Origin of the sequence: Aurantibacter crassamenti (assembly GCF_016811105.1) — a bacterium.
GTDB classification, from domain to species: Bacteria; Bacteroidota; Bacteroidia; order Flavobacteriales; family Flavobacteriaceae; genus Aurantibacter_A; species Aurantibacter_A crassamenti.
The window spans coordinates 473277-496129 of the sequence record NZ_JAFBGM010000001.1 but is presented as its reverse complement, the minus strand read 5'-3'; the positions used below and the strand labels follow the sequence as shown (position 1 = coordinate 496129).

Sequence of the window (22853 nt, the reverse complement as noted above, 5' to 3'; positions counted from 1 at the left end):
GATTCATTTTATAGCTATGAAAAAGCACTTTGATATTACCCTAAAAAGCCGTCAACGGTTGCATAAAATTTTATCGGAAACATCGAAAGAAGACCTTTTGAAAATTCCAACTAATTTTAACAATAACATCTGGTGGAATATTGCTCATGTTTTGGTTACCGAGCAATTATTGGTCTATAAATTTAGTGGATTAGAGTCTAAAATTCCTGCAAGTTTAATTGATAAATTCAAAAAGGGTACTGTGCCTGATGGATCTGCAACTGATGAAGAAATACAACAGGTGAAAGAATTATTAATTTCAACAGTTGAGAATACACAGAATGATTTTGAAAACGGTGTCTTTAAAAATTACAACGCTTATACTACCAGTGCTAATGTTACTTTAGAGTGTGTTGAAGATGCGCTAGTATTTAATGTGCTGCATGAAGGCTTGCATATTGGTGCAATAATCAGTCTTCAAAAGATGTTGTAGTGATACGCTTATCGGTCTTAAACCTACCTTTCAAATACTTTTGAGCTTCATTGTAGGGTAGTGTAATTTCAATAGGGCCGTCAGCGTATGAGGCGACTTCATATTGGTTGTATTGTAATCTGATGCCTTCATTGGTAAATCCTATATTTTCGGGTAGGTTAAATGAGTCTTGTTCAAACATAAACCCCGTTGAATTGATTGGTGCATCAAGCGGTATTCCTTCGGCTTTTCTAAAGGCGCTTTCTGCATAGGTTTTGAATGCGTCTTTATTCTTGAAAATCTGCCAGGTTTTTAATTCTTTACCAGTTTTTTTATTAAAATTTAAATATTGAATAGAAGTATAGCCATGTGCTCCGCCTGAAAATAGGTATGAATTTAAAACTATTGTTAGCGTGTTTTTATCTTCATAGCTGACTGAGCCTGTAATTTCGGCCTCCCAAATATCAGCCTCATCTGGGTATAATTTTGTAATCTCAGCATGAGATTCATTAAAGGCTTTAATTGATTCTTCAATAGTAAAATTTTCTAAATCTTCGGATTCATCAAAAAGTAGAATTGAAGAAATTTCTTTTGAAATATTAGAATTAATATTTTCTGCCAGTCTTGACTCATTAACTACTTGAGGAATTTTAATTTTAATATTTGGGCAATTGGCACATGATTCATTGGTATAGCTAGCGGTAGTTAAAGTAAGTTCATTCGCATTTTTACAGCCGATGAATAAAACCAGTAGTAATAAGAAGTTTAAAGAGTTTTTCATGCTAAGTATATCATTGTACGGCCAATTAGATAACGATACATCTGCAACATTAATTATATTTTATGAGCCTAAAAAACTTAAAGTTTAATAGTAAGACAATTCAAGTAGGTCAAAAACCTGATAAGGCCTATGGCGCTGTGATGCCGCTTTTTTATCAAACTTCAACTTTTTCACAAACAACATCAGGTGGTCATCAGGGTTTTGAATATTCACAAAGTGGTAACCCAACACGCTCAACTATAGAAAAATCATAAACTAATATTCTTAAAGTAGAACTAAGAAAAGAGTTGTGGTTGATTCACAAATTCGATTTAGCGTAGGAATTGAAGATTTAATTGACGACTTAAGAAATATCATAGGATAGTTTTTTTGCGATATTTTTAGAAATATCCATATTTAAATATAGGAATAGCATAATTTTGACGTTATATTTTAAATTCAATAATCAAACCCTATAAAAATGATTAGGGGTAAAATTTATTCAAACGAATTTATGGACGCAAAAATGCAAGCAAAAGTTGAAGGATTCATGAATGAGGTCAGAACTAGAAATGGCCACGAACCTGAATTCATTCAAGCAGTACAAGAAGTAGCTGAAACAGTAATTCCGTATATCGCTAGAAAAAAAATATATAGTGGTAAAAACATTTTGCTGCGTATGGTTGAGCCTGAGCGGTTAATCTCATTTCGAGTTTCTTGGGTTGATGATAATGGTGAGATTCATGTAAATCGAGGATATCGTATTCAAATGAATTCGGCTATTGGCCCGTATAAAGGAGGATTACGTTTTCACCCATCTGTAAATGCTAGTATTTTAAAGTTTTTAGCATTTGAACAAGTTTTTAAAAATAGTTTGACCACACTGCCTATGGGTGGTGGTAAAGGTGGATCTGATTTTGATCCTAAAGGGAAATCAGATGATGAGGTGATGCGATTTTGCCATGCATTTATGGCAGAATTAAGTCGACATATTGGTCCAAATACTGATGTTCCGGCTGGTGATATTGGTGTCGGGGCCAGAGAAATTGGTTTCTTGTTCGGGATGTACAAAAAAATCAGAAACGAATTTACAGGAGTCTTAACTGGTAAAGGTCGTTCATGGGGTGGTTCTTTAATACGGCCTGAAGCTACTGGGTATGGTACTGTTTATTTTGCTCAAAGTATGTTGAAAATGCGTGATATGAGCCTTGATGGAAAGAGTGTAGTTATTTCTGGTTCAGGTAACGTAGCGCAGTATGCAGCAGAAAAAGCGCTGCAACTCGGAGCAAAGGTTTTGACACTATCAGATTCTCAAGGATATATTTTTGATAGTGAAGGTATTGATGCAAAGAAATTGGCTTATGTCATGGATTTGAAGAATAATAAGAGAGGTCGTATTTCAGAGTATGCGGCAAAATATAAGTCAGCAAAATTTGTAAAAGGTAAAACACCTTGGGAGGTAAAATGTGATATCGCTTTACCTTGTGCTACGCAAAATGAATTAAGTGGTGCAGATGCTAAAAAATTGTTGAAAGGAAAATGTATATGTGTTGCTGAGGGTGCTAATATGCCTTCTACACCTGAAGCAATTCATGAGTTTGAAAAAGCACGAATATTGTTTGCTCCTGGTAAGGCTTCAAATGCTGGTGGAGTGGCAACATCAGGTTTAGAAATGTCACAAAATTCATTGCGAATTAGCTGGACACGGGAGGAAGTAGATGATAAATTGAAAGCAATTATGGAAGATATTCATGATTCTTGTATAAAATACGGTAAAGAAAAAGATGGCTATTGTAACTATGTGAAAGGTGCTAATATTGCTGGCTTTGTAAAAGTTGCAGATGCTATGTTGGCACAAGGCGTTATTTAGCTTGTAAAACTTGAAGTTATTAAACTACAGGTCTTTTGTTTTAAAAATCACTTAGAAAATACTAATAATGCGGTATTTCGCACTTCGTATTTTTAAAAGTTATCTTTGTGATAAACCTAATCTTCTAGATGCAAGTAACCACAAAAGGCATTGTTCTTTCTTCAATAAAGTATGGCGATACAAGTTTGATATCAAGAATTTATACAGATTCAGACGGATTGAAATCGTACCTCTTAAAAGGTATTCTAACTGCTAAAAAAGGAAAATTAAAGGCGGCCTATTTTCAACCGCTAATGCAATTAGAAATTAATGCAAACCATAAGAACAAAGGAACTCTTGAAAGTATTAGAGATGTAAAAGTTGAATACCATTATCAATCGTTACATACTGAAATGACTAAGAATTCAGTTGTTTTATTCTTGGCTGAAATGTTAGGTAATTCTATTCATGAAGAAGAGTCAAATAAAGAACTTTTTCAATTTTTACAAGCTTCGTTACAATGGTTAGACAACCATGATAAAATTGCCAATTTTCATCTATTTTTTCTGTTAAGCCTAACTAAGTATTTAGGATTTTACCCCGACACTGAAAATTTTTCGGCTAGCTGTTTTGATTTAGTAGATGGTGTTTTTGTTGATTATCCTTCGGGTAGTGCTTTTATTACCGATGAAAATTTAGTGCTATTCAAACAGTTGTTAGGCACAAATTTTGATACAATTCATAGCATAATCATGAAAAAAACCAACAGGCAAGAATTATTGAAATCAATAGTGCTCTATTATGAGATGCATTTACAAGGATTTCGAAAACCTAAATCACTTGCTGTTTTAAACGAAGTATTTAGTTAATGCAAAAGTCATTAGTATTCTTCTTTCTTTTCTTGTGCCTACAAATTTCAGTTGCTCAAGAGGTTACTATCCTAGATAGTGATACAAATGAACCGTTGCCTAATGTGGCGGTTTTTAATTTGGATCATTCAAAGACTACTATTTCTGATATTGATGGTAAATGCGACATTTCATTATTTGATGATAATGAACGAATTATATTAAAACATTTAAGTTATCAAGTTAGACGAATTTCCAAAACGCATTTAGGTAGAAAACGAAATGTCATTCACTTAGTAATGAAAGCTGAACAATTAGAAGAAGTGGTGATGTCAGTATCAAAGTGGGAACAACAGAAAAAAGACATTCCGCATAAAACCACGTCTATTGATGCGCGGCAAATAGCATTTGTAAACCCCCAGACTTCCGCAGATTTGTTACAAAGTAGTGGAAAGGTATTTGTTCAAAAAAGTCAAATGGGTGGTGGAAGTCCTATGATAAGGGGATTTGCGACTAATCGCCTGTTACTCTCTGTAGATGGCGTACGTATGAATAATGCCATTTTTAGAGGAGGGAATGTTCAAAATGTTATTTCAATAGATCCATATTCGGTGAAAAATACTGAAGTTATTTTTGGGCCAGGTTCTGTTATTTATGGTAGTGATGCTATTGGGGGAGTAATGAATTTTTATACAAAGACTCCACAATTTTCAACTGGTGATAGTTTATTAATTACAGGTAATGGTAACTATCGTTTTGCATCTGCAAATACCGAGAATACAGTTCATGCCGACGTAAATATCGGTAAACAGAAATGGGCTTTTCTAACTAGTTTGACTTATAATAACTTTGGTGATATGAAAATGGGCGAACATGGTCCTGAATCATATTTGAGAAATAGTTATGTCAATCGTATTGAAGGTCAAGATGTTTTACTGACCAATGACGAACCACAAATTCAAGTGCCAACGGGGTACAATCAAATCAACTTCATGCAGAAGATTGAATACAAACCGAATCATAATTGGGATATTAAGTTGGGTACTCATTACTCTGAGACTTCAGATTATTCGAGGTATGATAGACTAATTAGACCTTCTACTGATGAAACTGGCTTACGGTCGTCTGAGTGGTATTACGGCCCACAAAAATGGTTTATGGGTAACCTACAAGTAAAACAAATTGGGAAAGGAAAGTTTTATAACGGATTGAAATTAACTACGGCTTATCAGCATTTTGAAGAGAGTAGAAATGATAGAAATTTTCAAGATGTCGATTTGTTAAGTACACAAGAAAAAGTAGATGCTTTTTCATTGAACATTGATTTTGAAAATAAAAAAATTGGAAACTTAAGAGTTTACTATGGTGGTGAATACGTATTTAATAAAGTAGGTTCAGTTGGTGGTCAAAAAAATATTGAAACAAACACATGGGTAGTAGCTCCTTCAAGATATCCTGATGGGGCAAGTTGGCAGACTTTGGCGGGCTATGTAAACGGAGAATATAAAGCCAAACCAAATTTCTCGGTACTTACAGGTTTGCGATATAGCCACGTTTGGTTGCATGCTATTTTTGATAAAACATTTTACCCATTCCCTTTTGATGAAGCAAAATTAGATAATGGTGCACTTACAGGTAGTCTTGGTTTTAGTTGGTTTCCGAAAGCAGATTTGCAACTAACATTAAACGGGTCAACAGGCTTTAGATCACCAAATGTTGATGATATAGGTAAGGTTTTTGATTCAGAACCTGGTTCAGTAGTAGTGCCAAATCTTGATTTGGTTCCTGAATACGCCTACAATGCAGAGTTTGGTGTTCGCAAAAATTTTAAAGATGTTATTGTTTTAAAAGCAGCAGCTTATTATACCTATTTGGTTGATGCCTTAGTTCGTCGTGATTTTGAATTTAATGGGCAGTCTCAAATAATGTATAATGGAGAATTAAGCAATGTACAAGCCATTCAAAATGCTGCTAAAGCTTTTGTTTACGGTTTAGAATTGGGTTTTGAGGCTTTTTTGACTGATAATCTTTCATTGTCTTCTAATTTAACATGGACCGATGGTGTAGAAGAAGAACCTAATGGTACCGAGACTTCAGCCCGTCACGTGGCCCCAACTTTTGGTGATTTTCATGTTCTGTGGAAGAACCAAAAACTACAAACTGATTTATTCTTGAATTTTAACGGAGAAATTTCGAATGCGAATCTTGCTTCTTCTGAACAGAGTAAAAGCTATATGTATGCGCTAGATTTGGAAGGTAATCCGTATGCGCCATCTTGGTATACTTTAAATACACGTACGCAATACAGTCTTAACAATAATTGGAAGTTCTCATTAAACCTCGAAAATATTACGGATCAACGATATCGTACGTATTCATCTGGTATTGTAGCACCTGGTAGAAATTTGATTTTGGGACTAGGATATAGTTTTTAATTTTCGAAATTGAGTATAAAAAAACCCCGACCGTTAGTCGGGGTTTTCTTTTGTATGAGCAAAATTATTGCTTCACCTTATCTTTAACGTCATTAGCAGCTGCTTTAACTTTATCAGCAGCATCATTTGCTCCATCTTTAACGTCATTGCCAACTTCTTTTGCTTTGTCTACTGCGTTACCAGCAGCATCCTTTGCAGAATCAACAGCGTTTCCAGCAGCATCTACAGCATCAGAACCAGCTTCTTTAGCAGAATCAACAGCATCGGAACCAGCTTCTTTAACAGCGTCACCTGCGTCTCCAGCAGCATCCATAGCGTCAGAACCAGCATCCTTTACAGCGTCACCAGCTTCTTCCATTCCAGCTTTTGCTTTGTCAGCAGTTTCTCTACATGATACGAATGATACACTCATCGCTACCATTAAAATTGAACTTAAAATTAATTTTCTCATCTTGATTTGTTATTAGTGTTTATTGTTAATGATCATAGGATATACGGACAAATGCAATCTTTAGATGCTTCATTTTGAAATTATATGAATATCGCAATTACCATAGTAGAAATTTGTTAAATCATTATCAATTTTAGAGGAAGAGAAACTACTGCGTTAGCAATAGAGTCAGCATAATTTAATTTAATGGCGGCGAAATTTGCTAAAACCCATTCTTAATGGGATGAGCTTTTATTTTAAGCACCTAACTTCCTTAAAAAATCACTAATTTTGCAGCCTTAATTTTAGTGTTTATAATATGAAATTTGCTGAATACAACGGATTAGATTTACCCAAAATAGCTGAAGAGATTTTAGGCTACTGGAAAGCGAATGACATTTTTGAAAAAAGCGTTTCAACTCGAGAAGGTAAAGAGAGCTATGTTTTTTATGAAGGACCGCCGTCAGCTAATGGTATGCCTGGTATTCACCATGTTATGGCACGTACTATAAAAGATATATTTCCGAGGTATAAGACAATGAAAGGCTTTCAGGTAAAACGAAAAGCCGGATGGGATACCCATGGTTTGCCAATAGAGCTTGGTGTAGAAAAAGAACTCGGAATTACAAAAGAAGATATCGGAAAGAAAATTTCCGTAGAAGAATATAATGCGGCGTGTAAAAAGGCTGTAATGCGCTATACTGACGTCTGGAATGAGATGACAGAAAAGGTAGGGTATTGGGTTGATATGGAGGACCCATATATTACTTATAAGTCTAAATACATGGAAACTGTTTGGTGGTTACTCAAGCAGATTTATGATAAAGGATTAATTTATAAAGGATACACTATTCAACCCTATTCGCCAAAAGCGGGTACGGGCTTAAGTTCGCATGAGTTAAATCAGCCTGGTACGTATCAAGATGTAACTGATACTACTGTAGTTGCGCAATTTAAAGCTGTTGAAGGTTCATTGCCTGATTTCCTTAAAAATGAAGGTACTATTTACTTTTTAGCTTGGACTACCACTCCTTGGACACTTCCTTCAAACACAGCATTAACTGTTGGTTCAAAAATCGACTATGTATTAGTTGAGACATACAATCAGTATACTTTTCAACCAATGAATGTGGTATTAGCCAAAAGCTTGGTTTCTAAGCAATTTGCAGGCAAATTTAAGCAAGTAGAGGCAAAATCTGATTTGTTAGATTATTCATCGGGTGATAAGAAAATTCCTTTTTATGTTGTTAAAGAATTTATCGGAAAAGATCTTGTTGGCGCTAAATACGAGCAGTTATTAGATTATGCTTTGCCTTATGAGGCTGCTGAGAATGCCTTCAGAATTATTGAAGGTGATTTTGTTACTACTGAAGATGGTACAGGTATTGTTCATACCGCACCTACTTTTGGTGCAGATGATATGTTTGTTGCCCAAAAGGCAGTGCCACCTATTCCGCCGCTATTGGTTTTAGACGAAAATGCTAACCCGGTGCCTTTAGTAGATTTAAAAGGTAAATTTCGCCCAGAAATGGATGAGTTGGCAGGGAAATATGTCAAAAATGAATATTATGAAGATGGTGAAGCGCCAGAGCGCTCAGTTGATGTTGAAATTGCTATAAGACTGAAAGAAGAGAATAAGGCTTTTAAAGTTGAAAAATACGTGCACAGTTACCCTAACTGTTGGCGTACTGATAAACCAATTTTGTATTACCCACTTGACTCTTGGTTCATCAAGATATCTGATGTTAAGGACAAAATGTTCGATTTGAACAAAACCATTAATTGGAAACCTAAAGCAACAGGTGAAGGTAGATTCGGTAATTGGTTAGCAAATGCCAATGATTGGAATTTGTCGCGCTCGCGCTATTGGGGAATTCCTTTACCTATTTGGCGAACTGAAGATGGAACCGAAGAAATAATTATAGGTTCTGTTGAAGAACTCAAAACTAAGATGGCCAAAGCTGTAGCTGCTGGCGTTTTAGAGAAAGATATTTTTGAAGATTTTGTTGTTGGTGATATGTCTGAAGACAATTATGAGAAGCTTGATCTTCATAAAAATATTGTGGATCAAATAACTTTAGTTTCTGATTCTGGTAAACCAATGAAGCGTGAAAGTGACCTTATCGATGTTTGGTTTGATAGTGGTTCTATGCCTTATGCACAATGGCATTACCCTTTTGAAAATGCTGATTTAATTGATAAAGGAGAAACTTTTCCTGCTAATTTTATCGCAGAAGGTGTTGATCAAACAAGAGGTTGGTTTTATACTCTACATGCCATTGCTACTATGGTTTTTGATTCTGTAGCGTATAAAAATGTAGTTTCAAACGGGCTTGTTTTAGACAAAGAAGGTAAAAAAATGTCCAAACGTCTAGGTAATGCTGTAGACCCATTTGAAACAATGAATACCCATGGGCCAGACGCTACAAGATGGTATATGATTTCAAATGCAAATCCGTGGGACAACCTAAAATTTGATATTGAAGGTATTGTTGAGGTTAAAAGAAAGTTTTTTGGCACCCTTTATAATACGTATTCGTTCTTTTCGCTATATGCTAATCTTGATGAATTCAAATATACTGAGGCTGATGTAGCGCTAGAAAAACGTCCTGAAATTGACCGTTGGGTGTTGTCTGAGCTTCATACGTTAATAAAGAAAGTAGATGCCGCTTATGGTGATTACGAGCCCACAAAGGCTACTAGAGCTATTTCAAATTTTGTACAAGAAAATTTAAGTAATTGGTATGTACGCTTATGTAGAAGACGTTTTTGGAAAGGCGAATACCAAGAAGATAAAATTTCAGCATATCAAACGCTTTATACCTGTTTAATTACTGTGGCTAAATTGTCTGCACCTGTGGCTCCATTTTTTATGGATAGACTGTACAGAGATTTGATGGCCACAACAGAGCAAGAGGCTTTTGAGAGCGTTCACCTTTCAAACTTCCCAATTTGTGATGAGTCATTTATTGATAGTGCTTTAGAGCGAAAAATGGAAAAAGCACAGACTATTTCATCACTCGTATTATCCATCCGCCAGAAAGAACGTATAAAAGTGCGTCAACCGCTAAAGAGAATTATGATTCCTATTTTGAATCAAGAGCAAAAAGACGATATTGAAGCGGTGTCAGACTTGATAAAATCTGAGGTAAATGTTAAAGAAATAGAGTTATTAGATGATGCATCTAATATTTTAGTAAAACAAATTAAGCCTAATTTTAAGGTGTTAGGACCTAAATTTGGCAAGGAAATGAAGCTGATTGCGCAAAGCGTAAGTGCATTTGGTCAGGATGATATCCAAAAAATTGAACAAGAGGGCGAAATATCGCTGAATATTGGAAATAAAATCATTAATTTACAGTTACAGGATGTAGATATAACCTCTCAAGATATTGAAGGTTGGTTGGTTGCTAGTTCTGGCGCTTTAACCGTAGCACTCGATGTTACAATTGATGAAGAGCTTAGAAAAGAAGGTATTGCTAGAGAATTAGTAAATCGAATTCAAAATATCAGAAAAGAGTCAGGTTATGAGGTTACTGATAAAATTGATATAAAAATATTGAAAGATGGTTTTGTAGAAAAAGCTGTTGAAAGCAATTTAAATTATATTAAAACAGAAACTTTAACAGCAGACCTTATTTTTGAAGCGGTATTGAACAAAGGCACGGAGATAGCCTTTGATGAAGTTAACACGAAATTATTCATCGAAAAACATTAAAAAAAATGGCAGACGACTTAAAAGTTAGATATTCTGACAAAGATTTGGCAGAGTTCAGAGAAGTTATAGAAGAAAAAATAGTAAAAGCAAAAAGTCATTTAGATCTTTTAAAAAGTTCATATATGAATGATGGCAATAATGGTACAGATGATACGTCGCCTACTTTTAAAGCTTTTGAAGAAGGATCACAAACAATGAGCAAAGAAGCGAATACACAATTGGCTATTCGACAAGAAAAGTTCATTAGAGATTTGAAAAATGCACTTTTGCGTATAGAAAATAAGACGTATGGAATTTGCCGAGTTACTGGTAAATTGATTAATAAACAACGACTTTTACTTGTGCCACATGCTACTTTAAGTATTGAGGCCAAAAATATGCAGAAGTAATTTTAACTGTAAAAAATTAATAAGTAAGACCTGTACAGCTAATAGCTTGCAGGTTTTTTTGCTTTATGTACAAGCTAATTCTCTTTTTGGTTTTTTCTATCAATCTTTTAAGTGCACAAAAGATTGTGAAGAAAACTGTTGTGAATCATGAGATTTCTGCAATTGAAATTGACGCTAGTAATTGCTTTGAAATTAATATGAAAACTTCAGCTACTGATGAATTGAATGTGCAAGCCACAATTGAAGGCGAATATACAGAAGACTTGCTACTAAATTTAAAAGAAGAAGGAACGAATATATTTGTCAGTGCGGGGTTTGTGCCCAATTTTAAAAACCCTAATGATAAATTAAGTGCACACAAAGTTGTTTCAATTGCACTAGAGATTACTGTACCTCAAAATCATACTATTCAAGTAAATGGTGCCAGTTGTAATGTAAGTGTAACAGGTATTTACAAACATTTGAAGATTACCTTAAACGATGGAATTTGTACATTAATTAATGTGTCTGAAAATGTAATGGCCACGACGCAAAGCGGTGATATAAATATTGTTTCTGACGGTGCAATTATTCAAGCTTCTAGTTCGTATGGTATTGTAGAAAAAAATGAGATTCCTGTTGGGGAAAATTATTTTACAGTAAAAACAACTACAGGAAACATTAATCTTGATCAAAGTGAATAATTCTCAATTGTAATTAAAGAGTTATTTTTACCGCTAATATTTCAACATGAGTCTAAAAAAGTCAATACTGCTTATTATTTTAATATTAATTGTTGATCAACTCAGCAAGTTTTATATTAAAACAAATTTTGTTCTCGGTGAATCTGTAGATGTTTTTAGCTGGTTCAAAATTTTATTTATAGAAAATGAGGGTGCTGCTTGGGGTGCTAAACTAAGTGATATTTTTCCTATTTCTGATAGTGTTGGTAAACTGGTTTTGACTATTTTTCGATTATTTGCTATTTGTGGTATCGGATATTGGCTTTATGATATCATTAAAAAACAATCTCCAAATACATATGTACTAGCAGTGTGCTTAATTTTTGCTGGTGCATTAGGTAATATTTTGGATTCTGTTTTCTACGGAATTTTATTTGATGCAAGTAATGGCAATGTTGCCACACTTTTTGCAGATGAACCTTACGGAAGTATTTTTTATGGTAAAGTGGTAGACATGCTTTACTTTCCAATGGTTGATACAACCTGGCCAGAATGGATACCTTACTTTGGTGGTGGTCGTTTTCGGTTTTTTGAACCTGTTTTTAATATTGCCGATACTGCTATAAGTACTGGAGTAGGTATATTAATAGTATTCAATAAAAAAGTTTTTGGGCAACCTGAAGATGAGTTGATTAATTCAAGCGCTGAAAATGATTATTCAGAAACGAAGGAATAATTCTTTTCAGGAGTAATACAATAATCAAGCGGAACGTCATTTTCGTAAACGTCACTAATTTTTTCTACGGGTTCAAATAAAGACAGGCCAACTTTTATAGTTTCTGGCTTGCAGCCCGATAAAAATTTATCATAGAACCCTTTACCGTATCCTACACGATTTCCTGAAATATCAAATGCCAAAAGCGGAACAAAAACAACTTCAATTTTCTCTATAGGTATTTCTATACCATCAACAGGCTCGGGAATGTTTAATGAACTATTCTTTAATCGAGTATTGTCAGTAAGTAAATAATGTTTCAGTTCTTGATTAGAAACTTTGGGTAGAACAATGTTTTTATCTTTTCCTTGTAAAATAGATAGAAGATAAGATGTGTCTGGTTCTTTATGACTAGTAATAGGTAAAAATATATGATAGTAGTCGAAATTCCATATCGGAATTTTCAAAGCATTATTGGCAATGCCTAAACTAGCATTTGCTAGAAATTGTGGAGAGCAATTTTTTCTGCGTTTCTTGTAGTCTAATCTTAAATCTTTTTTATTCATGATTTAGATTGAACTTACTCAATTTGGGGGTAAAATTTTACTATTCTATTTCTTTAACTGATGAGGAGTAATAGATTTTAAAACAAACCATTAAGACCAAATAAAGTCCGAGTATTATAATGTAATTATCCATGCTTTTTGTTGATTTTGATGGTTAAAAATATGTAAAATAAATCATTAAAACCCCATAAACGGCAACTTTTTATCGATGAAATGCACGTTTTTAGAAAAACTTTAACTTTTGCGTTAATCCAACTTCAATCTCTCAAGTTTCGTTTCTATGTAAATTCAGTATTAAATTTGGGTTAGTGAAGTTTTATATCTTCTTAGCTGTGAATTATTTGTAAGGTTAATTGGTCATTAAAAATTGATATTTTAATTATTATAACCTTCGGAAGTCTTTAGGCTTTTATTTTAAATTCTAAGTTTTCATTTTTTTCAGCGTTAAAAAACTAATAAACACTGGGTGTAAAATAAAAAACGCAGTAATTTAACCTTGAATACCGCTAAAGAGAAACTTTAAAGTTCACATGCCTCAAGATTTACTTAAAATACAAATACAAACATTGCCGAGTACTCCTGGTGTTTATCAATTCTATAATAAAGATGAAAAAATACTTTACGTAGGTAAAGCCAAAAATCTGAAGCGACGTGTTTCATCCTATTTTAATAAAAATCATGATAACGGAAAGACAAGAATTCTTGTTAAACACATACATACAATAAAACACATTGTTGTACCTACTGAGACCGATGCGCTTCTTTTAGAAAATAACTTAATAAAGAAGTATCAACCAAGGTATAATGTTTTATTAAAGGATGATAAAAGTTATCCGTGGATATGTATTAAAAATGAACGTTTTCCTAGAATTTTTCCGACCCGAAATCATATAAAAGATGGCTCAGAGTATTTTGGTCCTTACACTAGTATGTATACAGTTCGCACGCTTTTAGATTTAATAAAAGGCGTGTATCCGTTAAGAACATGTAATTATGATCTTTCAGAAAAAAACATTTCTGAAGGTAAATACAAAGTCTGTTTAGAGTATCATCTAGGTAATTGTAAAGGCCCCTGTGAAGGGCATCAATCAGAACCAGAATACCAACTTCAGGTTAGTGATATTCGTGAAATAATAAAAGGAAACTTTAAATCTTCATTACATTACTTCAAAAAACAAATGATTGAATTGGCTGATAAAAGACTTTATGAAGAAGCGCAGCAAATGAAAGAGAAAATTGAAGTTTTAGAAAATTATCAGGCAAAGTCAACTATCGTAAATCCTAAAATTAATAATGTAGATGTGTTTACAATCATCTCTGATGAAGATTTTGCATATGTCAATTTCCTGCAAATTTCACACGGGGCGGTAATTCGATCGCACACTCTAGAAATGAAAAAGAAACTTGATGAAAGTGATGTTGAATTATTGCAAATGGCAATTGTTGAAATTAGACAACGGTTTAATTCGCACTCAAAAGAATTGTATTTGCCTTTTGAAGTTTCAGTTGACCCAGAACTAAAAATACGGGTGCCTAAAACGGGTGATAAAAAACGAATTTTAGAATTATCTGAACGCAATGCTAAGTTTTTTAGGCAAGATAGATTTAAGCAGATTAAAATTATTGATCCAGATCGGCATACTAATCGTATAATGGCGCAAATGAAGATTGATCTTCGACTTTCAGAAGAGCCTCGGCATATTGAGTGTTTTGATAATAGTAATATACAGGGTAGTAACCCTGTTGCTGCTTGTGTGGTGTTTATAAATGGAAAACCAGCAAAGAAAGAATATCGCAAATTCAATATAAAAACGGTTGTTGGGCCAGATGATTTTGCCTCAATGGAAGAAGTTGTTTTTAGAAGATATAAGAGATTACTTGATGAGGAAGCTAATTTGCCACAACTGATTGTAATTGATGGTGGAAAAGGACAATTATCATCTGCTGTTAAAAGTTTAGATTTACTAGGTTTACGCGGTAAAATTGCTATTATAGGAATCGCTAAAAGGCTTGAAGAAATTTATTTTCCAGATGACTCAATTCCGCTTTATCTAGATAAAAAATCTGAGAGTTTAAAAATAATACAACAATTGCGAAATGAAGCACACCGTTTTGGCATTACATTTCACAGACAATTGCGAAGTAAAGCAGCTATAAATTCTGCCTTAGAAGAAATTGATGGTGTTGGTGAAAAAACGGCACGAGATCTTTTAAAGCAATTCAAATCAGTTAAAAGAATTAAAGAGGCATCAATTGATGATTTGGCGAAGATTGTGGGTATGGCAAAAGCAAAAAAAATTCATAAAACTTTTCACTAGATTTTACGTTTATTAGGTATGGCAAGGGGACTATTTTTTATTTTCATTTTTTTAATTACCGGTACTACTTATGCCCAATCTGTAAAAAATAAAAAAGACCTTAAAGTAGGTGTGGTTTTAAGTGGGGGTGGCGCAAAAGGATTAGCGCATATTGGCGCACTTAAGGTTATAGAAGCAGCGGGTGTTAAAATTGATTATATAGGGGGTACTAGCATGGGCGCTATTGTTGGTGGTTTATACGCATCTGGGTATAACGCCAAGCAATTAGATTCGCTGTTTCGTGATTTAAATTTTGTAGATCTAATTGAAGATAATATACCTCGTGGATCCAAATCTTTTTATGAGAAATCTGTTTCAGAAAAATATGCATTGACCTTACCCTTTAATAATTTCAAAGTAACCTTTCCATCTGCTTATTCAGGTGGTCAAAATATTTATAGCGAATTAGTACGGGTATTATATCATGTGAAAGATGTAGGCGACTTTAGTAAGTTGCCAATTCCTTTTTTGTGTATAGCTACAAATGTAGAAACAGGTGATGAGGTGTTATTAGATAGAGGTTATTTGCCTGAAGCTATTATGGCCAGTGGTACTTTTCCTTCTTTATTTGAGCCTGCTCCAATTGGTGACCAAATTTTAATTGATGGTGGCGTAGTAAATAATTATCCTATTGAAGAAGTTCGGAAAATGGGTGCTGATATTATTATTGGTGTGGATGTACAACAAGGTCTGCTTGGCCGTGATGGACTTTTATCAGCTACGGAAATTCTGCTTCAGATTAACAACTATAGATCAGCTGTTGATATGATTAAGAAAGTTGAAGGAACAGATGTTTATATTAAACCAGATATATCCGATTATTCTGTAGTTGATTTCGATGCTAGTTTGAAAATTATTGATAGTGGTGTTGATGCTGCTCAATTTAAGTTAGAAGAACTTGAAAAAATAGCCTCTGCTCAAAACGTAATTAGAAATTCTGTTAAACCCTTAAGTATAGAAGATAGTTTAATTGTAAAACAAGTAATTCTTAAAGGAAACGAAAGTTATACCAGTGGTTTTGTGAAAGGTAAACTTCGTTTTTCAAATAATGAGAAAATAACTTTTGATAAACTAAAACAGGGTATAAACAACTTGTCAGCTACTGATAACTTTAAAACAATTCGGTATGAATTATTGACCAATGGTGATGGTGTTGATTTAATAATAGACCTAAGAGAGAATCCGACAAAAACATACTTGCGTTTAAGTGCACATTATGATGATTTAAATAAAACTGCGGCGTTGATTAATTTATCGCACAAAAATTTATTCATGAAAGATGATGTAGCTTCTTTTGATTTTATTTTTGGAGATAATCTACGTTACAACTTGAAATACTTTGTAGATAAGGGCCCTTATTGGAGTTTTGGGTATAATTCAAGATATAATAATTTTACCAACCCTGTTGATTATTCATTAATTCAAACGAATTTTAATGTAGGAGCCGGGCTAGGGCTTAATAGTATAAGTTTTGATGTAATAGACTTCACGAATCAATTTTATGTGCAGACTGTTGTGCGTGAAGAATTTTCGTTTCGTTTGGGGGCTGAACAGAAATATTTAAAATACAGTACAAAAACCTTGGGTGAAGGAAGTGGCGGACTCTTGCCTGCTGAATTGGTTGTTGAAGATGGTAAAACAATTTTTGAAAAAAGTAATTATTTAAGTCTTTATGGACAACTAAATCTTGATACCTATGATGATAAATATTTTCCATCAAGGGGATTTTATTTTGACGGAGATTTTCATGTTTATCTCTTATCATCTGATTTTAATAATAATTTTAGAGAATTCTCTGTAGCTAAATCTAGAATAGGGGCTGCCTTTTCAATTTTAGATAATTTGTCAATCAATATTGAAACTGAAGGAGGTTTTAAATTAGGTACATCTAGTGTAACAACAATGGATTTTGTTTTAGGCGGATATGGTAATGATCTTATAAATAATTTTAGACCCTTTTTTGGCTATGATTTTATTGCTTTACCTGGTAACAGTTTTGTTAAGGCATATAGCAGGTTAGATTTAGAAATAGCACCGAAGAATCATGTTATGTTTGCTGCTAATTTTGCTAATGTTGATGATGATTTATTCAGAACTGGTGAATGGTTTACTGAACCTAGCTATTCAGGGTACGCATTAGGCTACGGATTAGAATCTTTAATAGGGCCACTCCAAGTTTTCTATTCATGGTCACCAGAAAAAAAAGACGGCAGCTTCTACTTTAGTATTGGTTATTGGTTTTAAATTCCTACAAACGAGTAATTTACTTAAATACTGTATTGAATTGTGTTAATTAATTGAAGTTTCATCGCCATATTTGAGACATTTAATAGCCATTTAGTATCTCGAGAAACTCATCAAAAACCCCCGTTTTTCTTAATGAATTGCAAATTTTATGGCATTTGACATAAAGATTTGTTAAGGCTTTAGTTAAAGTAAGTTAAAAGCCTTTTTTGATTACAACTTTGCTGTAAATTTGTTGGCGTAAGGGGTGGTTCCCTTACAACTTTAAGTATTGGTTTTTCATAATTTAAAGTTTGGTTGGTTATTTAGGAAAAGCCCTGACGTAAACGTTAGGGCTTTTTTTTGTGAAATAGACTTTTCAATTATATGCTATCTCTAAGACTGAATTTCATCCTTTTTTATTCGAATAATCAACGTTAATTAGTACTGTTAGGTCTGGCATACAATACTTTGGAATAAATTTTGTTTAAGTATTGTTAAGAGTGCTCATTGTTTGGTCACTTTTAGTAATTTTATAATATCAAAATGGCTATGCGAAAGATTTTTATACTACTTTTTTTAGCTTCTGGAGTATTGCTTAATGCACAGAATCAAGAATCTGCTTTTGAACCAGGAGAATGGCTAAAATTTAGGTTGCATTATGGTTTTTTAAATGCTAGTTATGCAACGCTACAGGTCAAAAATGCTGAGATTAACGGTAAAACCGTATATCATGTAGTAGGTAAAGGTCGTACTTCAGGCTTTGCTAGTATCTTTTTTAAAGTAGACGATCGTTACGAAAGCTACTTTGATAAAGAAGTAGGAAAGCCTTATAAGTTTGTTCGAAAAATTGATGAAGGTGGTTATACCAAAGATGTTGAAATTAATTTTGATCATGATAAGGATAAAGCTATCCTAAATGATAAGAAGAATAAGTTTAAAAAAGAGTTTGAACTTCAAGATAGTATTCAAGACCTTATTTCAGCCTTTTATTATCTCAGAAATAACTATGAGCCAAAAGACTTGGTACAAGGTGAATCTATCACATTACGCATGTTGTATGATGATGATGGTATTTTTAACTTTAAGCTAAAGTATTTAGGTGATGAAGTGTTGAGAACAAAATTCGGTAAGGTGAGATGCTTCAAATTTAGACCTTATGTACAGTCTGGTAGAGTCTTTAAAGAACAAGAAAGTTTGTCACTTTGGGTGTCTGCAGATAAAAATAAACTCCCAATCCGAATTAAAGCTGATTTGGCTGTAGGCTCAATAAAAGCTGATTTAGATCAATATAATGGTCTAAAGCACCAGTTTAAGATTATAATGGATTAATCTTAAAATTCTAATTGCTAAATTTGATTTCTTATAGTAATTAGACAATTTCAGATGAAAGACAAGAATCGAATAGATTCCCAGATTTCTAAACTTGAAGAGAAATACAAAGATTCCGGCCAAGATGTTAATTCTTATCTAGACGGATTATTACATCAACGGTATCTTACGTATTGGGATTATATTCAACTTGATACGCTACTTAGTTTACAGGTGCCACGTACTTATTTTCCTGATGAAGAAATCTTCATAATGTATCATCAGATTACAGAACTCTTTTTCAAGCTAATTTTGCACGAGCAAAAGCAGTTGGTTGATGATAAATCGCAAAACATTGATTTCTTTATTGAAAAAGCACGTAGAATCAATAGTTATTTTGAAACCTTAATTTCTTCCTTTAGCATTATGATAAAGGGGATGGAGCGTGAACAATTTCTTAAATTTAGAATGGCATTGTTGCCAGCAAGCGGATTTCAATCGGCGCAATACCGAATGATAGAAATCTATTCGGCACCTTTAGAGTATTTAGTTCACCATACTGAACGTGACCAATTTTCAGGCGAAGATGCTATTGAAGATCTTTATGAGCATATCTATTGGAAAAAGGGAGCAACAGATGTTGATACAGGTGAAAAGACCTTGACATTGAAACAATTTGAATATCGATATACGCCAAGACTTGTACGTATTGCAAATCAGGTTAAAAACGCTACTATTTACGATAAATACTTACAATTACCAGAGGATAAAAAGAATAATAAAGACCTGATAAAAGCGTTAAAGACATTGGATATGAACGCCAATATAAACTGGCCTTTGATGCATATGGGTTCTGCCCATAGATATTTAGGTAAAGAAAGCGGAGAAATAGAGGCTACTGGTGGTACAAACTGGAAGACTTATTTGCCGCCTAGTTTTCAAAAGGTGGTGTTTTTTCCTAGTATATATACAAAAGAAGAGTTAAATAGTTGGGGAAAGCAATGGGTAGACCATATCTTTAATCCTGATAAATTAAAAAAATAAAATGCGAAAATTGTGGGGCCTAGTATTTTTGTTTGCTGTTTTAGCGTCTTGTAAAGATGATAAAACTGTATCTGCCGACTTAAATAAAGATATAGCCAAAGTCAAGGTAATTGAAAAGCCAGTAGAGATTAAAAAAGAATATGGTTTTGATCTTGACCAATTCAATGTAAAACTTGACACCATACGCAGAGGTGATAGCTTTGGCGAGCTAATGATGCAGAATAAAGTAGAATATCCTAAAATCGCAAAGTTGTCTAGCGATTACAAAGATACTTTTGATGTGCGCAAAATTAGAGTGGGTAGGCCTTATTTGATTTTGAAGTCTAAAGATACAACTGAAGCGGCGGAAGTTTTTATTTATCAAAATGATCCCATAAATTATACTGTTATCGATTTTAGAGATAGCGTTCAGGCATACAATGAAAAGAAAGAAGTTAAATACGTAGAAAGAGAAGCATCTGGTATTATCAAAACATCACTATCTGAAGCTATATTAGATCAAGGTATTGACTACAACATAACCAATGATCTTTCTGAAATTTATGCATGGACCATTGATTTCTTTCGTCTTCAAAAGGGTGATAAATTTAAAGTCATCTACAAAGAAAAATATATTAATGATACCATTTATGCAGGTGCTGAGCCAATTGAAGCTGCTTATTTTGAGCATGAAGGCCGCCCTATTTATGCGTTTGCATATGAAAATGATTCACTTAAAAGTATAGTTGATTACTTTGATGATGAAGCAAATAACTTAAGAAGAACCTTTTTAAGAGCTCCGGTAAAATTCAGTAGAATTTCATCTAGATATAATCTGAAACGAAGAATTAGATATTATGGTAATAAAGTAAGACCACATCGTGGTACTGATTATGCTGCTCCCATAGGTACGCCTATTATGGCCACTGCTGATGGTATTGTAACTGAATCTAGACGTAAAGGCGGTAATGGTAAATATGTGAAAATTCGTCATAACGGTACGTATTCAACGCAGTACTTGCATATGAAAAAGCAAAATGTAAAAAGAGGTGAACATGTGAAGCAAGGTGATATTATTGGTTGGATAGGAATGACTGGTAATACCGGAGGGCCACACGTTTGTTATCGTTTTTGGCGAAATGGTAGGCAAGTTGACCCTTTACGAGAAAAATTACCGTTGGCTGAGCCGTTAGCAGAAACACTTAGGCCGGCATATTTCGAGTTTATTAACCCAAAGAAGAGTCAATTGGATTGTATTGAATATATTTATCCACAAGAAGAGAATCTATTAACATCACTTGACTTCGAAAAATAAATGGCTTTAAAGAACACGAATCCGACCGCTACAGAAACTTGGAAAAAACTTACGCTTAATTACGAAGAATCAAAAAATCAACATCTCAAAACTCTTTTCGCAGAAGATGCGCAAAGAGCTCAAAAATTTTCATTGCGATGGAATGATTTTCTTGTCGATTTCTCTAAGAATAGAATTTCAGAAAAAAACATGAATTTGTTATTTGAATTGGCAGATAATGTTGATTTGAAAGATGCAATTCAAAAATATTTTAAGGGTGATGCTATAAATCAAACTGAAGACCGTGCTGTCTTGCATACTGCATTACGTGCTAAATCTTCCGATGAGGTTTTGGTTGATGGTGCAAATGTAATTCCTGAAGTATATCAAGTAAAATCGCAAATAAATGCTTTTTGTGATGCCGTAATTTCAGGAGAAAAAAAAGGCTATACTGGTAAACCCTTTACTGATGTAGTAAATATAGGTATCGGGGGTTCAGATTTGGGACCTGCAATGGTTGTCGAAGCATTGAAGTTTTATAAAAATCATTTAAATCTGCATTTTGTTAGTAACGTAGATGGTGATCATGTAAACGAAACTATAAAATTATTAAACCCAGAAACAACACTTTTTGTTATTGTTTCTAAAACCTTTACCACACAAGAAACGCTAAGTAACGCCACTACTTTAAAAAAGTGGTTCTTAGAACATGCCTCTCAAGATGATATTGCTAAACATTTTGCTGCAGTATCAACAAACGCAGAAAAAATTGCTGAATTTGGAATCTCAGAGGATAATGTTTTTCCGATGTGGGATTGGGTTGGTGGCCGATTTTCACTTTGGAGCGCAGTAGGCTTGAGTATAGCTCTTTCTGTGGGTTTTGAAAATTTTGATAATTTGCTAAAAGGTGCAAATGAAATGGATGAGCATTTCAAAACTGCAGATTTTGAGCAAAACATTCCAGTAGTATTAGCGCTTTTAAGCGTATGGTATAATAATTTTTATGAAGCAGAAACTGAGGCTATAATACCGTATACGCAATATTTGAGTCGTTTTTCAGCATACTTACAACAAGGTATTATGGAAAGCAATGGTAAAAGTGTTGATCGTGATGGTAATAAAACGGGTTACGAAACAGGTACTATTATTTGGGGAGAACCTGGTACAAATTCGCAGCACGCCTTTTTTCAATTAATACATCAGGGTACTAAATTAATTCCTGCTGACTTCATTGGCTTTAAAGAATCATTACATGGTGATACAGATCACCACAATAAATTGATGGCCAATTTCTTTGCTCAAACAGAAGCATTAATGAATGGTAAGACTACTGAAGATGCTAAGAAGGAATTGGAATCTAAAAACCTTTCTGATGAAGCTATTCAGAAACTGACACCTTTCAAGGTTTTTGAGGGGAATAATCCTACAAATACAATTCTAATTGATAAGCTTTCTCCAAAAAGTTTAGGTGCTCTTATTGCACTTTACGAACATAAAATATTTGTTCAAGGTGTGATTTGGAATATTTTTAGCTACGACCAATGGGGAGTAGAATTAGGAAAACAACTGGCTACAACCATTCTTAGTGAAATTGAATCTTCCGATATTGGTGATCATGATGGATCTACTTTGCTATTATTGAAATATTTTAAGAGTTAATTTCTTATTTTCATCATTCTTAGTTAAATCTGATAACTTATTGTTTGTCAGCATATTGTTCTTGCCAAAATTATGTTAATTTGCCAAATGTAAATTTAACGTTCGCTTAATCTAGACGAGATTAAATTACGTCATTTTTGCAGCAAATTCAAAAACTCTAAAC

18 protein-coding genes are annotated in these 22853 nt (G+C 33.7%); 15 read left to right on the top strand and 3 right to left on the bottom strand.

The genetic code is table 11. The features are described 5' to 3' along the window. Positions 1–16 precede the first annotated feature (16 nt). The gene (locus JQC67_RS02090) at positions 17–472 is read left to right on the top strand and encodes a DinB family protein (protein ID WP_203251207.1); all 456 of its coding nucleotides are present in this window, start codon (positions 17–19) and stop codon (positions 470–472) included. On the opposite strand, the gene JQC67_RS02085 is transcribed toward JQC67_RS02090, so the two are convergent. Further along, positions 450–1232, bottom strand: coding sequence for a DUF3298 and DUF4163 domain-containing protein (locus JQC67_RS02085; protein ID WP_203251206.1), 783 nt, complete (start codon positions 1230–1232; stop codon positions 450–452). The genes JQC67_RS02090 and JQC67_RS02085 overlap by 23 nt on opposite strands. Before the next feature lie 62 nt (positions 1233–1294). Here JQC67_RS02085 and JQC67_RS02080 point away from each other — a divergent pair, with 62 nt between their 5' ends. The 4 genes from JQC67_RS02080 to JQC67_RS02065 all read left to right on the top strand — a co-directional run bounded on the left by JQC67_RS02080 (position 1295) and on the right by JQC67_RS02065 (position 6343). Continuing rightward, positions 1295–1486 carry a PLP-dependent transferase gene (locus JQC67_RS02080; RefSeq protein ID WP_203251205.1) on the top strand — a complete coding sequence of 64 codons (192 nt, stop codon included), beginning with the start codon at positions 1295–1297 and terminating at the stop codon, positions 1484–1486. A 251-nt stretch (positions 1487–1737) separates the two neighbouring features. Continuing rightward, on the top strand, positions 1738–3081 hold the full coding sequence (gene gdhA, locus JQC67_RS02075; protein WP_203253163.1) for an NADP-specific glutamate dehydrogenase: 1344 nt from the start codon (positions 1738–1740) through the stop codon (positions 3079–3081). Positions 3082–3209: 128 nt separating this feature from the next. Then, complete coding sequence (recO, locus tag JQC67_RS02070) at positions 3210–3929, top strand: DNA repair protein RecO (RefSeq protein WP_203251204.1); 720 nt, start codon at positions 3210–3212, stop codon at positions 3927–3929. Beyond that, positions 3929–6343 (top strand): TonB-dependent receptor, encoded by a 2415-nt coding sequence (locus JQC67_RS02065; RefSeq protein ID WP_203251203.1) that lies wholly within the window; start codon positions 3929–3931, stop codon positions 6341–6343. The genes recO and JQC67_RS02065 overlap by 1 nt, the downstream gene beginning before the upstream one ends. Before the next feature lie 64 nt (positions 6344–6407). Here the strand turns inward: JQC67_RS02065 and JQC67_RS02060 are convergent, their stop codons facing one another. Then, positions 6408–6794, bottom strand: coding sequence for a hypothetical protein (locus tag JQC67_RS02060; protein ID WP_203251202.1), 387 nt, complete (start codon positions 6792–6794; stop codon positions 6408–6410). A 298-nt stretch (positions 6795–7092) separates the two neighbouring features. On the opposite strand from JQC67_RS02060, the gene ileS reads away from it, so the two are divergent. The 4 genes from ileS to JQC67_RS02040 all read left to right on the top strand — a co-directional run bounded on the left by ileS (position 7093) and on the right by JQC67_RS02040 (position 12278). Further along, positions 7093–10491, top strand: a complete 3399-nt coding sequence (ileS, locus tag JQC67_RS02055; protein ID WP_203251201.1) for an isoleucine--tRNA ligase — start codon at positions 7093–7095, stop codon at positions 10489–10491. A 5-nt stretch (positions 10492–10496) separates the two neighbouring features. After that, positions 10497–10880 (top strand): TraR/DksA family transcriptional regulator, encoded by a 384-nt coding sequence (locus tag JQC67_RS02050; protein ID WP_203251200.1) that lies wholly within the window; start codon positions 10497–10499, stop codon positions 10878–10880. 125 nt (positions 10881–11005) lie between these two features. Continuing rightward, positions 11006–11563, top strand: a complete 558-nt coding sequence (locus JQC67_RS02045) for a DUF4097 family beta strand repeat-containing protein (RefSeq protein ID WP_203251199.1) — start codon at positions 11006–11008, stop codon at positions 11561–11563. Between the two features lie 46 nt (positions 11564–11609). After that, positions 11610–12278, top strand: coding sequence for a lipoprotein signal peptidase (locus JQC67_RS02040; RefSeq protein ID WP_203251198.1), 669 nt, complete (start codon positions 11610–11612; stop codon positions 12276–12278). Here JQC67_RS02040 and JQC67_RS02035 read toward each other — a convergent pair. Continuing rightward, on the bottom strand, positions 12257–12823 hold the full coding sequence (locus tag JQC67_RS02035; RefSeq protein ID WP_203251197.1) for a 5-formyltetrahydrofolate cyclo-ligase: 567 nt from the start codon (positions 12821–12823) through the stop codon (positions 12257–12259). The genes JQC67_RS02040 and JQC67_RS02035 overlap by 22 nt on opposite strands. Positions 12824–13353: 530 nt before the next feature. On the opposite strand from JQC67_RS02035, the gene uvrC reads away from it, so the two are divergent. The 6 genes from uvrC to pgi all read left to right on the top strand — a co-directional run bounded on the left by uvrC (position 13354) and on the right by pgi (position 22690). Next, complete coding sequence (gene uvrC / locus JQC67_RS02030) at positions 13354–15141, top strand: excinuclease ABC subunit UvrC (protein ID WP_203251196.1); 1788 nt, start codon at positions 13354–13356, stop codon at positions 15139–15141. 18 nt (positions 15142–15159) lie between these two features. After that, positions 15160–17424, top strand: coding sequence for a patatin-like phospholipase family protein (locus tag JQC67_RS02025; protein WP_203251195.1), 2265 nt, complete (start codon positions 15160–15162; stop codon positions 17422–17424). Between the two features lie 531 nt (positions 17425–17955). After that, a complete protein-coding gene (locus JQC67_RS02020) occupies positions 17956–18735 on the top strand; it encodes a DUF3108 domain-containing protein (protein WP_203251194.1) in 780 nt (259 codons plus the stop codon). Positions 18736–18789: 54 nt separating this feature from the next. After that, complete coding sequence (locus tag JQC67_RS02015) at positions 18790–19758, top strand: tryptophan 2,3-dioxygenase family protein (RefSeq protein ID WP_203251193.1); 969 nt, start codon at positions 18790–18792, stop codon at positions 19756–19758. Between the two features lies 1 nt (position 19759). Next, complete coding sequence (locus JQC67_RS02010; protein ID WP_203251192.1) at positions 19760–21052, top strand: M23 family metallopeptidase; 1293 nt, start codon at positions 19760–19762, stop codon at positions 21050–21052. After that, positions 21053–22690 carry a glucose-6-phosphate isomerase gene (gene pgi, locus JQC67_RS02005; RefSeq protein WP_203251191.1) on the top strand — a complete coding sequence of 546 codons (1638 nt, stop codon included), beginning with the start codon at positions 21053–21055 and terminating at the stop codon, positions 22688–22690. It abuts the gene before it with no gap. The last annotated feature ends 163 nt before the right edge of the window (positions 22691–22853 follow it).

Coding starts and splice junctions, on each gene's coding strand:
- JQC67_RS02090 (WP_203251207.1), top strand. CDS start 17: ATGAAAAAGCACTTTGATATTACCCTAAAAAGCCGTCAACGGTTGCAT.
- JQC67_RS02085 (WP_203251206.1), bottom strand. CDS start 1,232: ATGAAAAACTCTTTAAACTTCTTATTACTACTGGTTTTATTCATCGGC.
- JQC67_RS02080 (WP_203251205.1), top strand. CDS start 1,295: ATGAGCCTAAAAAACTTAAAGTTTAATAGTAAGACAATTCAAGTAGGT.
- gdhA (WP_203253163.1), top strand. CDS start 1,738: ATGCAAGCAAAAGTTGAAGGATTCATGAATGAGGTCAGAACTAGAAAT.
- recO (WP_203251204.1), top strand. CDS start 3,210: ATGCAAGTAACCACAAAAGGCATTGTTCTTTCTTCAATAAAGTATGGC.
- JQC67_RS02065 (WP_203251203.1), top strand. CDS start 3,929: ATGCAAAAGTCATTAGTATTCTTCTTTCTTTTCTTGTGCCTACAAATT.
- JQC67_RS02060 (WP_203251202.1), bottom strand. CDS start 6,794: ATGAGAAAATTAATTTTAAGTTCAATTTTAATGGTAGCGATGAGTGTA.
- ileS (WP_203251201.1), top strand. CDS start 7,093: ATGAAATTTGCTGAATACAACGGATTAGATTTACCCAAAATAGCTGAA.
- JQC67_RS02050 (WP_203251200.1), top strand. CDS start 10,497: ATGGCAGACGACTTAAAAGTTAGATATTCTGACAAAGATTTGGCAGAG.
- JQC67_RS02040 (WP_203251198.1), top strand. CDS start 11,610: ATGAGTCTAAAAAAGTCAATACTGCTTATTATTTTAATATTAATTGTT.
- JQC67_RS02035 (WP_203251197.1), bottom strand. CDS start 12,823: ATGAATAAAAAAGATTTAAGATTAGACTACAAGAAACGCAGAAAAAAT.
- uvrC (WP_203251196.1), top strand. CDS start 13,354: ATGCCTCAAGATTTACTTAAAATACAAATACAAACATTGCCGAGTACT.
- JQC67_RS02025 (WP_203251195.1), top strand. CDS start 15,160: ATGGCAAGGGGACTATTTTTTATTTTCATTTTTTTAATTACCGGTACT.
- JQC67_RS02020 (WP_203251194.1), top strand. CDS start 17,956: ATGCGAAAGATTTTTATACTACTTTTTTTAGCTTCTGGAGTATTGCTT.
- JQC67_RS02015 (WP_203251193.1), top strand. CDS start 18,790: ATGAAAGACAAGAATCGAATAGATTCCCAGATTTCTAAACTTGAAGAG.
- JQC67_RS02010 (WP_203251192.1), top strand. CDS start 19,760: ATGCGAAAATTGTGGGGCCTAGTATTTTTGTTTGCTGTTTTAGCGTCT.
- pgi (WP_203251191.1), top strand. CDS start 21,053: ATGGCTTTAAAGAACACGAATCCGACCGCTACAGAAACTTGGAAAAAA.